The sequence below is a fragment of the Microvirgula sp. AG722 genome, assembly GCF_003269145.1.
Taxonomy (GTDB): domain Bacteria; phylum Pseudomonadota; class Gammaproteobacteria; order Burkholderiales; family Aquaspirillaceae; genus Microvirgula; species Microvirgula aerodenitrificans.
Window position 1 is genome coordinate 13,483 of record NZ_QLTJ01000016.1, and the last position, 12,760, is coordinate 26,242.

12 protein-coding genes are annotated in these 12,760 nt (G+C 65.5%); 2 read left to right on the plus strand and 10 right to left on the minus strand.

What is annotated here, in order from left to right; all coding sequences use genetic code 11:
• Nucleotides 1-4 precede the first annotated feature (4 nt).
• Genes DFO50_RS15715 through DFO50_RS15725 form a run of 3 tightly spaced genes read right to left on the minus strand, consistent with a single transcriptional unit; the run spans nucleotide 5 to nucleotide 2,370 of the window.
• On the minus strand, nucleotides 5-1,582 hold the full coding sequence (locus DFO50_RS15715) for a cytochrome ubiquinol oxidase subunit I (protein WP_028498923.1): 1,578 nt from the start codon (nucleotides 1,580-1,582) through the stop codon (nucleotides 5-7).
• A gap of 18 nt (nucleotides 1,583-1,600) precedes the next feature.
• Complete coding sequence (gene cydP / locus DFO50_RS15720; RefSeq protein WP_028498924.1) at nucleotides 1,601-1,819, minus strand: cytochrome oxidase putative small subunit CydP; 219 nt, start codon at nucleotides 1,817-1,819, stop codon at nucleotides 1,601-1,603.
• A 5-nt stretch (nucleotides 1,820-1,824) separates the two neighbouring features.
• Nucleotides 1,825-2,370, minus strand: a complete 546-nt coding sequence (locus tag DFO50_RS15725) for a GbsR/MarR family transcriptional regulator (protein ID WP_028498925.1) — start codon at nucleotides 2,368-2,370, stop codon at nucleotides 1,825-1,827.
• 215 nt (nucleotides 2,371-2,585) lie between these two features.
• On the opposite strand from DFO50_RS15725, the gene DFO50_RS15730 reads away from it, so the two are divergent.
• Nucleotides 2,586-4,037 (plus strand): sigma-54-dependent Fis family transcriptional regulator, encoded by a 1,452-nt coding sequence (locus DFO50_RS15730; protein ID WP_051528774.1) that lies wholly within the window; start codon nucleotides 2,586-2,588, stop codon nucleotides 4,035-4,037.
• Here the strand turns inward: DFO50_RS15730 and DFO50_RS15735 are convergent.
• The 6 genes from DFO50_RS15735 to DFO50_RS15760 form a co-directional block, all read right to left on the minus strand.
• Nucleotides 4,034-4,993, minus strand: a complete 960-nt coding sequence (locus tag DFO50_RS15735) for a branched-chain amino acid ABC transporter permease (protein ID WP_112692846.1) — start codon at nucleotides 4,991-4,993, stop codon at nucleotides 4,034-4,036. The genes DFO50_RS15730 and DFO50_RS15735 overlap by 4 nt on opposite strands.
• A gap of 1 nt (nucleotide 4,994) precedes the next feature.
• The gene (locus DFO50_RS15740; protein WP_036385643.1) at nucleotides 4,995-5,903 is read right to left on the minus strand and encodes a branched-chain amino acid ABC transporter permease; all 909 of its coding nucleotides are present in this window, start codon (nucleotides 5,901-5,903) and stop codon (nucleotides 4,995-4,997) included.
• Between the two features lie 72 nt (nucleotides 5,904-5,975).
• Nucleotides 5,976-7,178: an ABC transporter substrate-binding protein gene (locus tag DFO50_RS15745; RefSeq protein ID WP_028498928.1), complete on the minus strand. Its 1,203-nt coding sequence runs from the start codon at nucleotides 7,176-7,178 to the stop codon at nucleotides 5,976-5,978.
• Nucleotides 7,179-7,211: 33 nt separating this feature from the next.
• Complete coding sequence (locus DFO50_RS15750) at nucleotides 7,212-7,955, minus strand: ABC transporter ATP-binding protein (RefSeq protein WP_112692857.1); 744 nt, start codon at nucleotides 7,953-7,955, stop codon at nucleotides 7,212-7,214.
• On the minus strand, nucleotides 7,948-8,679 hold the full coding sequence (locus DFO50_RS15755; protein ID WP_084299969.1) for an ABC transporter ATP-binding protein: 732 nt from the start codon (nucleotides 8,677-8,679) through the stop codon (nucleotides 7,948-7,950). The genes DFO50_RS15750 and DFO50_RS15755 overlap by 8 nt, the downstream gene beginning before the upstream one ends.
• Nucleotides 8,680-8,720: 41 nt before the next feature.
• A complete protein-coding gene (locus DFO50_RS15760) occupies nucleotides 8,721-10,379 on the minus strand; it encodes an AMP-binding protein (protein WP_107889668.1) in 1,659 nt (552 codons plus the stop codon).
• 316 nt (nucleotides 10,380-10,695) lie between these two features.
• On the opposite strand from DFO50_RS15760, the gene DFO50_RS15765 reads away from it, so the two are divergent.
• The gene (locus DFO50_RS15765; RefSeq protein ID WP_112692847.1) at nucleotides 10,696-11,487 is read left to right on the plus strand and encodes an MOSC domain-containing protein; all 792 of its coding nucleotides are present in this window, start codon (nucleotides 10,696-10,698) and stop codon (nucleotides 11,485-11,487) included.
• A 9-nt stretch (nucleotides 11,488-11,496) separates the two neighbouring features.
• Here DFO50_RS15765 and pncB read toward each other — a convergent pair whose 3' ends face one another.
• Entirely contained in the window at nucleotides 11,497-12,720 is a 1,224-nt protein-coding gene (pncB, locus tag DFO50_RS15770) for a nicotinate phosphoribosyltransferase (protein ID WP_112692848.1), read from the minus strand.
• Nucleotides 12,721-12,760: the final 40 nt, after the last annotated feature.

Below are 12,760 nucleotides of genomic sequence, written 5' to 3' on the forward strand. Positions count from 1 at the left end.
CCCCTCAGGACTGTTGCGGCACGGTGACGTCCGGCGTTTCGCCGTGATAGCGGCCGGTATGCAGGCTGGCCGGTCCCAGCCGGATGTACTTCAGCATCAGGTACATCTCGATCACGAACAGCAGGCTGTAGATGCCCACCAGCCCGATCAGGCTGAAGTGAAGCTGGCCCGGGTCCAGTTGCGATGCCGACAGATGGGTCGGCAGCACGCCGGAAATGGTCCATGGCTGACGTCCGTACTCGGCCACGATCCAGCCCAGCTCGATCGCCACCCACGGCAGCGGGATCGCCAGCACGCACAGCTTCAGGAACCAGCGCTGCGGGGCGAGGCGGCGGCGCACCAGCAGCCAGCAGGCGGTGGCGAAGATGGCAAGGAACAGCATGCCGAGCCCGACCATGATGCGGAAGCTCCAGAACAGCGGCGCGACGTTCGGAATGGTGTCGCTGGCGGCGGCACGGATCTGCGCCGGGGTCGCGTCGACCACGTTCGGCGTGTATTTCTTCAGCAGCAGGCCGAAACCGAGGTCGGCCTTGTGCTGCTCGAAGCGCTCGCGCACTGCCGGCGTGGTGTCGCCGGCCTTCAGCGCGGTCAGTGCCTCGTAGGCGATCATGCCGCTGCGAATGCGCACTTCGTGTTCGCGCTTCAGGTCCTTGATGCCGGTCACCCGGGTGTCGGTCGAGCGCGTGGCGATCAGCCCGAGCAGGTAAGGAATTTTCACCGCGTAATCGGTGCGTTCCTCGGCCTGGTTCGGCCAGCCGATGGCGGTAAAGGCCGCCGGTGCCGGTTCGGTGTTCCACTCGGCCTCGATCGCTGCCAGCTTGACCTTCTGCACCTCGCCGGTGGTGTAGCCGGACTCGTCACCGAGCACGATCACCGACAGGATGGACGCCAGCCCGAAGCCTGCCGCCACCGCGAACGAGCGCAGTGCGAAGCCGGTGTCGCGCGCCTTCAGCAGGTACAGACTGGACACGCCGAGCACGAACATCGCCGCCGCCACATAGCCGGCCGCCACGGTGTGCACGAACTTGACCTGGGCCACCGGGTTGAAGAACACCTCGCCCAGGCTGACCAGCTCCATGCGCATGGTGTGATAGTTGAACTCGGCCCCGACCGGATTCTGCATCCACGCATTGGCGATCAGGATCCACAGTGCCGACAGGTTGGAGCCGAAGGCGACCAGGAAGGTCACCAGCAGGTGCTTGTTCTTCGACAGCCGGTCCCAGCCGAAGAAGAACAGGCCGACAAAGGTCGATTCGAGGAAGAAGGCCATCATCCCCTCGACCGCCAGCGGTACGCCGAAGATGTCGCCCACATAGTGCGAGTAGTACGCCCAGTTGGTGCCGAACTGGAATTCCAGCGTGATGCCGGTCGTCACCCCCATGGCGAAGTTGATGCCGAACAGCTTGCCCCAGAAGCGGGTCATGTCCTTGTAGACCTGCTGGCCGGTCATCACGTACACCGACTCACAGATCACCAGGATCCAGCTCAGCCCCAGCGTCAGCGGTACGAACAAAAAATGAAACAGGGCAGTCAGCGCGAACTGCAGGCGTGACAGCTCCACTACCTCGGACACGGGCAGCATGGTTCTCTCCGTTTGCGGTCAATTCTTGTGGACAGGCGGGGCATCGCGACCGGGGGTGCCAAGCAGTTGCTGCTCGATCGCGGACTCGGGGACGGTCATGTGCCGGGCCAGCGGTTCGGAGAACCACAGCACTTTCGCGCCCCACAACAACAACAGCTTCACCGTCAGCACCACCGAGATTTCAAGCCACAGCGGCATGCCGCGCCGGGTCCGGCGCTGCAGGATGGACGGTGTCATGGTCTTTACTCCCGGCTTCCCGGACGCAGCCGGTCAGCGAATTCCAGCACCTTGTGCACCTTGCTGCCGAGCCGCATCAGGCTGGCCAGCGTGTCCGGTGACAAGCGCTGCACGTCGTCGAACCAGCCGGTCGCCAGTTCGATCAGTTCATGCATGTCGCGCATCCGCTCCTGGGCATGGCGCTCCTGCTCGTCACAGGGATCGGCCATCAGCGTATCGCGCAGCAGCGACAGGGTCGGGTCGATCTCGCGCCGGCGCTTTTCCTCGATCAGCGTGCGGAAGATCTCCCAGGTGTCGTCCGGGGTGGTGAAGTAGTCGCGCCGGTCGCCGGGATGGTGCGCCATGCGAACCAGTCGCCAGGACTGCAGTTCTTTCAGCCCCATGCTGACATTGGAGCGCGACATGCCAAGCTCGTTCACGATGTCGTCGGCATTCAGCGGCTTTTCGGACAGGAACAGCAACGCATACATCTGCCCCACGGTGCGGTTCACGCCCCAGCGGCTGCCCATCTCGCCGAAGTGCAGCACGAAGCGTTCGATCAATGGCGTCATGTCACGCGTTCCTGTTCTTTCAGAAATTTGTGAAATCATCGCCACTTTTTTGACGCAGGTCAATCTTAAGGTCAAGCAAATTTACTTGTCAGTCCCCCGGCGCACGCACTTCCCGCTCCGGTTCCTCACGCGGTGATGCTACATTGGACACATCCCGCCATGACAACAAACCGGCGCGGCCAAAGGTCGCAGCACGGATAAACGAGGAGACACGGGTGGAAGAAACGGAACTGAACCCTCCCGGACCGGCGCCGTTGTGCCAGTCCCTGCAGCACGGTCTGCTGGAGCTGTTCGAGCAGCAGTTCGTCGGCGCCCTGCTGGTCGACCGCGAGGCGCGCGTGCAATGGATCACGGCGCGCTACGCAGCCCTGCTCGGGCTCGACGATCCGGCCGGGGCGCTGAACCGGCCGGTGGAAGACATCCTGCCGCACAGCCGCATGCGCGAGGTGGTGCAGAGCGGCGAACCGATCGTGCTCGACTTCATGAACTACAAGCAGCACCACTTCGTGGTCAGCCGCTTTCCGCTGCAGGACGGCGACGGCCAGGTGGTCGGCGCATTCGGCATCCTGCTGTCCGAACGCTGGCAGCCGCTGAAACCGCTGGTCGACAAGCTTTCACAGCTGCAGGAAACCCTGGACCGGGTCCGCCGTGACAACGCCGGCAGCCGCCGCGCGCGCTACGGCTTCGACGACATCATCGGCGCCGGCGCCGCCTGCCGCGACATGCAGCGCCTGGGCCAGCGTGCGGCCGCGCTCGATACCACCGTGCTGCTGCTCGGCGAGACCGGCACCGGCAAGGAGTTGCTGGCCAATGCCATCCATGCCGCGTCGCCGCGCCGGCAGAAGCCCTTTGTCGGCCTGAACGTCGCCGCGGTGCCGGAAACGCTGCTGGAAGCGGAATTCTTCGGCGCCGTCGCCGGTGCCTATACCGGTGCCGAGCGCAAGGGCCGCGACGGCAAGTTCAAACTCGCGGACGGCGGCACGCTGTTTCTCGACGAAATTGGCGACATGTCGCTGCCGATGCAGGCCAAATTGCTGCGCGTACTGCAGGAGCAGGAAATCGAACCGCTCGGCTCGAACCGCCTGCTGCATATCGATGTGCGGGTCATTGCCGCAACCAGTCGCGACCTGCGCGCGCTGGTCGATGCCGGCCTGTTCCGCGCCGACCTGTTCTACCGCCTGAATGTGCTGCCGATCCGGCTGCCGCCGCTGCGCGAGCGGTCGGAAGACCTGCCGGCGCTGGTCGATTCACTGCTGGCGCAGATTGCCGACCGCACCGGCCTGCCGCAGCGCAAGCCGGGTGCCGCCGCACTGGCACTGCTTGCCGCCTATCCGTGGCCGGGCAATATCCGCGAACTGCGCAATGTGCTGGAACAGGCGGTAATGCTGTCCGATGGCGTGGCGCTGGACGCCCCGGTCCTGCAGCGCATCCTGCCGGTGGCCGCGACAGTCGACCCGCCGCCGCTGGCCGGCGGTGGCACCCTGGCACAGCGGCTGGCGGAAACCGAACGGCGCGTGATCAGCGAGACGCTGGCGCTGGCCGGCGGCAACAAGACCGAGGCCGCGCGGGCGCTCGGCATCTCGCGGGCAACGCTGTACGAAAAACTGGCCGATCCGCGCCTGTTTCCGGCGCAGACCGGCCCGTCGCTGGCCGGGCTGGTGCGCTAGAAGTCTTTCTTCAGCAGCCGCCCGGCTTCGCCGATGAAGCCGCGGCGGAACGCCAGCACGCAGATGACGAAAATCGCGCCGATGATCACCGTCACCCACGAGCCGAGCGACGCCAGTTCGTTGTGCAGCGCCCGCACGGTGAACGCGCCGACCACCGGACCGAGAATGGTACCCATGCCGCCGAGCAGGGTCATCAGCACCACTTCGCCGGACATGTGCCAGCTGACATCGGTCAGCGACGCCAGCCGGAACACGATGGCCTTGGTCGCCCCGGCGGTGCCGGCCAGCGAGGCCGACAGCACGAACACCAGCAGCTTGTAGCGCTCCACCCGGTAGCCGAGCGACAGTGCCCGCGCCTCGTTTTCGCGGATCGCCTTCAGCGTCTGGCCGAACGGCGAGTACACCGTGCGGTAGATCAGCCACATGCCGGCCAGGAATACCGCATAGACGAACAGGTACAGCGTCAGCGGCACGTCCTGCCCCCCGACCGACACCGTATGCGCCAGGTCGAACAGGCCGAACACCCTGCCCTGCGGAATCCCCTGCAGACCGTCCTCGCCGCCGGTCTGCGGCGCCTGCACGCAGAGGAAGAACACGATCTGCGCCAGCGCCAGCGTCACCATGGCGAAGTAGATGCCCTGGCGGCGGATCGCCACCGCACCGATCAGCAGGCCGAGCAGCGCGCAGCAGGCGGTGGCGGCGAGGATGCCGAGTTCCGGGCTCAGCCCCCACTCCTTCAGCAGGTAGCCGCAAATGTAGGCGCCGCTGCCAAAAAACGCCGCGTGGCCAAATGACAGCAGGCCGCCAAAGCCGAGCAGCAGGTTGAACGCGGCGGCGAACAGCCCGAAGCACAGCAGTTCCATCATGAAAATCGGGTAGACCGCAAACGGGGCGATCAGCCCGGCGACAACCAGCACCGCCCACAGTGCCGGATGGCGGATATCGAGCGGGAACATGTCAGGCCTCCTTGCCGAACAGACCGGCCGGGCGGTACAGCAGCACCAGCGCCATGATGATGAAGATCACCGTATTGGACAGCGGCGGGTACACGACCTTGGTCAGGCCCTCGATGATGCCAAGACCGAAACCGGTCACGATTGCCCCCATGATCGAACCCATGCCGCCAATCACCACCACGGCGAAGACGACGATGATCAGGTCCGCGCCCATCTTCGGGCTGACCGAGTAGATCGGCGCCGCCACCACGCCGGCCAGCGCCGCCAGCGCCACACCGAAGAAGTAGGTGAACGAGATCAGCACCGGCACGTTGACGCCGAAAGCACGGACCAGATCCGGCCGCTCGGTCGCCGCGCGCAGGTAGGCACCGATCCTGGTGCGTTCAATCATGAACCAGGTGCCGACGCAGACCGAAATCGACAGCACGATGGAGAACAGCCGGTAGGCCGGGAACAGCATGAAGCCAAGGTTCACTGCGCCGGACAGGCTTTCCGGCTTGGCGTTGTACGGCTCGCCGGACACGTTGAAGCCGAGCGCGACAAACACGCCTTCCAGCATCAGCGCGACACCGAAGGTGAACAGCAGCCCGTACAGCGGGTCAACCCGGTACAGCCGCGACAGCATGAAGCGCTCGATCACCAGCCCGAGCAGCCCGACCACGGCCGGCGCCACCACCAGCGCCCACCAGAAGCTCAGTTGCGCATCCGGGTTGCCGGTCCACTGGCCGAGATAGTCGGCGCCGATCAGCGCCACCATCGCGCCGAGCATGTACAGCGCACCATGCGAGAAATTGACGATATTCAGCATGCCGAATATCACGGCCAGCCCCAGGCTCAGCAACGCATAGAACGCGCCGTTGTTGAGTCCAAGCATCAGCTGCGACAACACAGCCTGTGCGGTGATCTCCATCTGTCACCTCCATTGGTATGTTCTGTCGGCCGGACGGGGCGCCCTGTCCCCGTCCGCCCCTGCTGCCGGTGGTCAGGACTTCTTGACCAGCGGGCACTCGCTGCGCGACAGCGGCATGAACGCCTGCGCCCCCGGGATGGTCTGCATCACCTTCAGCATGTCCCATTTGTTCTTCGAGTCGGCCGGCTTCTTGACCTCGACCAGGTACATGTCATGGACCATGCGGCCGTCCTCGCGGATCTTGCCGTTCCGGGCAAAGAAGTCGTTGATCGGGGTGGTGCGCATCTTGGCCATCACCGCGCCGGCTTCGACCGTCCCGGCGGCCTTGACCGCCTTCAGATAGTGCATGGTCGACGAGTAGTCCCCGGCCTGGACCATGGTCGGCATGGCGCCGGTCTTCTTGTAGTAGCGCTGGGAGAACGCGCGGGTATCGTTGTTCAGATCCCAGTAGAACGCCGTGGTGTACTTCATGCCCTGGGCGGTGGCCAGGCCCAGGCTGGCGATGTCCGAATCGAACACCAGCATGCCGACCACGGTCTGCTTCGGCATGATGCCGAACTCGCGCGCCTGCTTGACCGCATTGGTGAAGTCGGCCCCGGCATTGGCCAGCGCCACCACATTGGCGCCCGAGCCCTGCGCCTGCAGCAGGTAGGACGAGAAGTCCGAGGTCGACAGCGGATGGCGTACCGTGCCGACCACCTTGCCGCCCATCTCGCGCACCACGTCGCTGGTGTCCTTTTCCAGCGACTGGCCGAAGGCATAGTCGGCGGTCAGGAAGAACCAGTTTCTGGCGCCGGTCTTCATCATCGCCCGACCGGTACCGTTGGCCAGCGCGAAGGTGTCGTAGGTGTAATGGACCCCGTACGGCGAACATTCCTTGTTGGTCAGCGCGGTCGAACCGGAGCCGTTGTTGATGACGATGCGCTTCTTCTCCGTGCCGAGCTTCTGCACGCCGATGCCGACCGACGAGTTCAGCAGGTCGACGACCATGTCCACGCCCTGGGTGTCGAACCATTCGCGCGCCTTGGCCACGCCGATATCGGCCTTGTTCTGGTGGTCGGCCGACACGACCTTGATCGGCTTGCCGAGCACCTGGCCGCCGAAATCGTCGACCGCCATCTGCACGGCCGTGACCGCGCCCTTGCCACCGATGGCCGAGTACACGCCGGACATGTCGGTCAGCACGCCGATCTTGACGCCGTTGGCGTCGGCCTGCGCCTGGCCGGCAATGGCACCGAGGGTGGCCAGCAGCGCGAGTTGGTGTTGTCTTCTCATCTTGGAGTTTCTCCTGGGTATGGGATGGGTTGCCTACACGCCGAGATAGCGGTTCAGCAGCTCGGTCTTTTCGCCGAGTTGGTCACGACTCACGCATTCCGCCACCCGGCCGTGTTCGATCACGTAGTGGCGATCGGCCAGTGACGCCGCGAAACGGAAATTCTGTTCAACCAGCACGACGGTATAGCCGCGCGCCTTCAGCTCGGTCAGCACCCGGCCCAGCGTCTGCACGATCACCGGCGCCAGTCCCTCGGTGATTTCGTCCAGCAGCAGCAGGTTGGCGCCGGTGCGCAGGATGCGCGCCATCGCCAGCATCTGCTGCTCGCCGCCGGACAGCCGCATGCCCGGGCTCTTGCGCCGTTCGAGCAGGTTCGGGAACATCCCGTAGATCTCGTCCAGCCGCATGCCGTCCGAGCGCACCTGCGGCGGCAGCATCAGGTTTTCCTCGACCGACAGATTGGCGAAGATCCCGCGCTCCTCCGGGCACCAGCCGACACCGAGGTGGGCGATGCGGTGGGTCGGCATGTTGATGACCTCGCGGCCATTGACCATGATCGAGCCGCTGCGCCGGCCGGTCAGGCCCAGGATGGCCTTCAGCGTGGTGGTACGGCCGGCGCCGTTGCGACCGAGCAGGGTCACCAGTTCGCCACGCGCCACGCTCAGGTCGATGCCGTGCAGGATGTGCGATTCGCCATAGAAGGCGTGCAGCCCGGTCACCCGCAGCATTTCGGTCGCCGCCGGCCCGTGCGGGCTGGCCACGACAGTGTCTTCAGGCATGAGCATGGTCGGCCTCCCCTTCAGTCTGCGTGCCCAGATAGGCTTCCATCACCAGCGGATTGGTCGACACGCTGGCGTAGTCGCCCTCGGCCAGCGTCTGCCCGCGCGCCAGCACGGTGATGCGGTCGGCCAGCGATGCCACCACGTGCAGATTGTGTTCGACCATCAGGATGGTGCGGCCGGCCGATACCCGCTTGATCAGCTGGGCGATCCGGTCGACATCCTCCACCCCCATGCCCTGGGTCGGCTCGTCGAGCAGCATCAGTTCCGGCTCCAGTGCCAGCGTGGTGGCAATTTCCAGCGCGCGCTTGCGGCCGTAGGCCAGCTCGACCACCAGCACGTCGGCAAACTCGGCCAGACCGACCGAATCGAGCAGCGCCATCGCCTGGTCGTTCAGCCGGTCCAGCGTGCGATCGCTGGTCCAGAAGCGGAACGACACGCCGAGTTTGCGCATCAGCGCGATGCGGACGTTTTCCAGCGCGGTCATGTGCGGAAATACCGCCGAGATCTGGAACGAGCGGATCACGCCCTTCAGCGCAATGTCCGCCGGCTTTGCCGCCGTGATGTCGTCACCGTTGAACAGGATCCGGCCGGCAGTCGGCGCATGAAACCTGGTCAGCAGGTTGAACACCGTGGTCTTGCCGGCGCCGTTCGGTCCGATCAGCGCATGGATGTGACCGCGCCTGACTTTCAGATCGACGTCGCTGACCGCGCGAAATCCCATGAAGGTCTTGGTCAGTCCGCGCGTTTCGAGAATGATGTCGTTCACGCCTCCCCCTCTCCGTGGCGGTTGGCTGCCTCACGCAGCAGAAATTTCTGAATCTTGCCGGTGCTGGTCTTCGGCAGCGGGCCGAACACGAACACCTTCGGCACCTTGTAGCCGGCCAGCCGCTCGCGGCAGAACGCCAGCAGTTCGGCGGCATCCGGCGCCGGCACGCCGGGGCGCAGCGCGACGAAGGCGCACGGCACCTCGCCCCAGCGCGGGTCCGCGCGGGCAACCACGGCGCATTCGAGCACGGCCGGATGCTGGTACAGCACCGCCTCGACTTCGAGGCTGGCGATGTTCTCGCCGCCGGAAATGATGATGTCCTTGGCACGGTCCTTCAGTTCGAGGTAGCCATCGGGGTGGATCACGCCGAGGTCGCCGGAGTGGAACCAGCCGCCGGCAAACGCCTGCGCGGTCGCCTCCGGCGCGTTCAGATAGCCCTTCATCACGATATTGCCGCGGAACATCACCTCGCCGACGCTGCGGCCGTCGGCGATGACTTCCTGCAGGGTGTCCGGGTTGCGCACCGTGACCGCCTCCAGCACCGGATAGCGCACGCCCTGGCGGCGCAGCACGTCGCCCTGCGCGGCATCGTCCAGCTCGTCGAACTGCGGCTGCCATTCGCAGACCGTCGCCGGGCCATAGGTCTCGGTCAGCCCGTACAGGTGCAGCACCTTGAAGCCGATCGCCTCGGCGGCACGGATGACCGGCACCGGCACCGGCGCGGCGGCCGCATTGAAATGCACCGTGCGCGGAAACGGCAGCCGCTCTTCCGCCGCCGCATTGACGAACAGGTTCAGCACCACGGCAGCGCCGCACATCAGGTTGACGTCGTGCTCGGCGATCAGCCGGAACATGGCGCCGGCCTCGACCCGGCGCAGGCAGACGTGAGTACCGCCGATCGCGGCCAGGCTCCAGACAAAGCACCAGCCGTTGCAGTGGAACATCGGCAGCGACCACAGCTTGACCGTATCGGCGGTCAGACCGGCCACGATGATGTTGCCGAGCGCATTCAGATAGGCGCCACGATGGTGGTAGACCACGCCCTTCGGGCTGCCGGTGGTGCCGGAGGTGTAGTTCAGCGCGATGGCGTCCCATTCGTCGGCCAGCGGCGGCGGCGTGAAGCCGGCATCGCCTTCGCGCAGCAGCGCGCTGTACTCCGGCCCCGGCAGCCGCTCGCCGTTGTCGCACTCGCTGTCAACGATGGTGATCAGCAGCGGTGTGCGCCGGGCCAGGGCCAGTGCGGCGCGCGCCAGCGGCACGAACTCGCTGTCGACCAGCCAGGCTTTGGCGTCGCCATGGTCGAGCTGGAAGGCCAGCGTCGCCGCATCCAGCCGGTAGTTCATGGTGTTCAGCACCGCGCCGAGCATCGGCACGCCGAAATGCGCCTCGATCATTTCCGGGATGTTCGGCGCCAGCACCGCCACCGTGTCGCCGGCGACGATGCCGCGCCACGCCAGCGCGGCGGCCAGCTGCCGGCTGCGCCGCTCGACCTCGCGCCAGCTGTAGCGCCGCTCGCCATGGATGACGGCCACCTTGTCCGGATGAACCTGGGCGGCACGGGCCAGGAACGTGACCGGTGACAACGGCACGTAGTTGGCCGCATTGCGGTCCAGTCCTTGCCGGTACGGTTCTGGCCGTTGGCGTTGTGCGGGCATGGCAGGTGGTCTCCGGTGGCTCCCTGACCCCCTTTAGCGCAACCCGCGTGCCATGCGTTACCAAGTCATTGTTTTTTCAATGATTTATATCATGACCTGGCAAAAACGGATGGGTTTCCGCTGCCGGAGACGGGCCGGCGTGTCTGCCTGGCCGGACATGCGGCAATGCAGCAACATGAAATTTATTAATAAACAGTCACTTGAGCATGACCGATGTGCAAGACACGGCGTCGACATCGCCGGAACGCGCCCGCGTTCTTTGCCTGCCGGCCTGCGCCGGCATAAGCTGGGGGCGATTCTCAATCAGGTTCCTGCCATGCCCATGCTGACTGCGCTGTACCGCTATCCGGTCAAATCCGCCCACGGCGATGCGCTGGCCCACTGCCGCGTCGACGCCCGCGGCCTGCCCGACGATCGCAGCTGGATGGTCGCCGATCCCGACGGCCGCTTCATCACCGGCCGCGAGTGCCCGCAACTGGTCACGGTAGCGGCGACGGTCGACGAGGCCGGCCTCCATGTAGCGGCCCCCGGCCGCGAGCCGCTGACGGTTTCCCGCGCGGCCTTCACCGAGCCGCATCCGGCCGTGGTGTGGCGGGATGGTTTCGAGGCCTGGCATGGCCCGCACGCCGCCGATGACTGGTTTTCCGACTTTCTCGACCGTCCGGTCCGCCTGATGCATACCGGTGACACCCGGCGCCGGGTCAGTGCTTTCCCGGACATTCCGCTGTCGTTCGCCGACGGTTTCCCGCTGCTGCTGATCGGCGACGCATCGCGCCGGCAGCTGGAACACTGGGTCGGCCGACCACTGGAAATGGCACGCTTTCGCCCGAACCTGGTCATCGACGGCGCCGACGCCTTTGCCGAGGACGGCTGGAAGCGGCTGCGCATCGGCGAGGTCGAGCTGGAGCTGGTCAGGCCGTGCGAGCGCTGCGTATTCACTACCATCGATCCTGACACCGGCGTCAGGTCGGCCGATGGCGAACCGCTGCGCACGCTGGCCCGCTACCGCCGTGGCGAACGCGGCGTGCTGTTCGGCCAGAATGCGCTTGTGCGTCGTGGCGGGATGCTGACGGTCGGCAGCGCGGTCGAGGTTCTGAAAGCGGCCTGAGCGGCCGCGTCAGATCCGTTCCAGATTGAAAATCTGCCGCAGATAAGCCAGAAACACCGGGTCGTCGCACATCAGCTTGTTTGCGGTATCGGACAGCTTGGCGACCGGGCGGTCGTTGCAGCGCACCAGCTTCATCACGATCTGCAGTGGCTCGATGCCGAGGTCGTTGGTCAGATTGGTGCCGATGCCGAAGCTGACCTGGGTGCGGGTGGCGAAATGACCGTACAGCGCGATGGCGCGGTCGATGTCGAGGCTGTCGCTGAAGGTCAGCATCTTGGTTGCCGGATCGATGCGCAGCTTGTGGTAGTGCTCGATCATCTTCTCGCCCCACACCACCGGATCCCCGCTGTCGTGGCGCAGGCCATCGAACAGCTTGGCGAAATACAGGTCGAAATCGGCCAGGAACGCATCCATGCCAACCACGTCGGTCAGCGCAATGCCGAGGTCGCCGCGGTACTCCTGCACCCAGCTTTCCAGCGCCGCCTTCTGGAACTGGCGCAGGTTCACGTCCAGCGCCTGGAAGGCCTGCAGGAACTCGTGCGCCATGGTGCCGATCGGCGTCAGGCCGAGCCGGCGGGCCAGGTCCATATTGCTGGTGCCGCGGAACACGTCGGGCACGCCGGCGTGCAGTACCTTGACCACTTCTTCCAGCCAGTCGCGCGAGAAGCGGCGGCGGGTGCCGAAGTCGGCCAGCAGGAGCGGCGGCGCATTGGCCGGCAGGCTGGTCTGGAAGGCGCGGATCTTGTCGACCTTGGCGCTGATCCGGCGCCGGCCTTCTTCCAGCGTCGCCTCATGACCGCCGGCAATGCCCTGGCGGCGGATCAGTTCATCGAAATACAGCTCGTTGACGATGGCCAGCACGTAGATCTCGAACATCATCGCCTGGACCATCGGCCCGCGCGCATGGATGTCGAGCCGGCCATCGGCGCGCGGCGTCACCGAAATGAAACGGCGGTTCAGATGGAACAGTTCCAGGTAGTCGACGTAGTCCGGCTTCAGATAGCGCAGGCTGCGCAGATAGGCGATTTCGTCCGGGGTGAAACGCAGTTCGCACAGCGCATCGAGCTGGCGGTTGACCGCCGGCAGCAGTTCGGCCATCGGAAACGCCGGCGTGTTGCGGCAGCGGAACTGGTATTCGGCCTGCACGCCGGGGAACTGGTGCAGGACCACTTGCTGCATCGTCAGCTTGTAGAGATCGGTGTCGAGCAGCGAGCGAATGATGGGGTCGGACATGGGATGGCGTCGGCAATGAAGGGAACCGCCACCGCCCGTC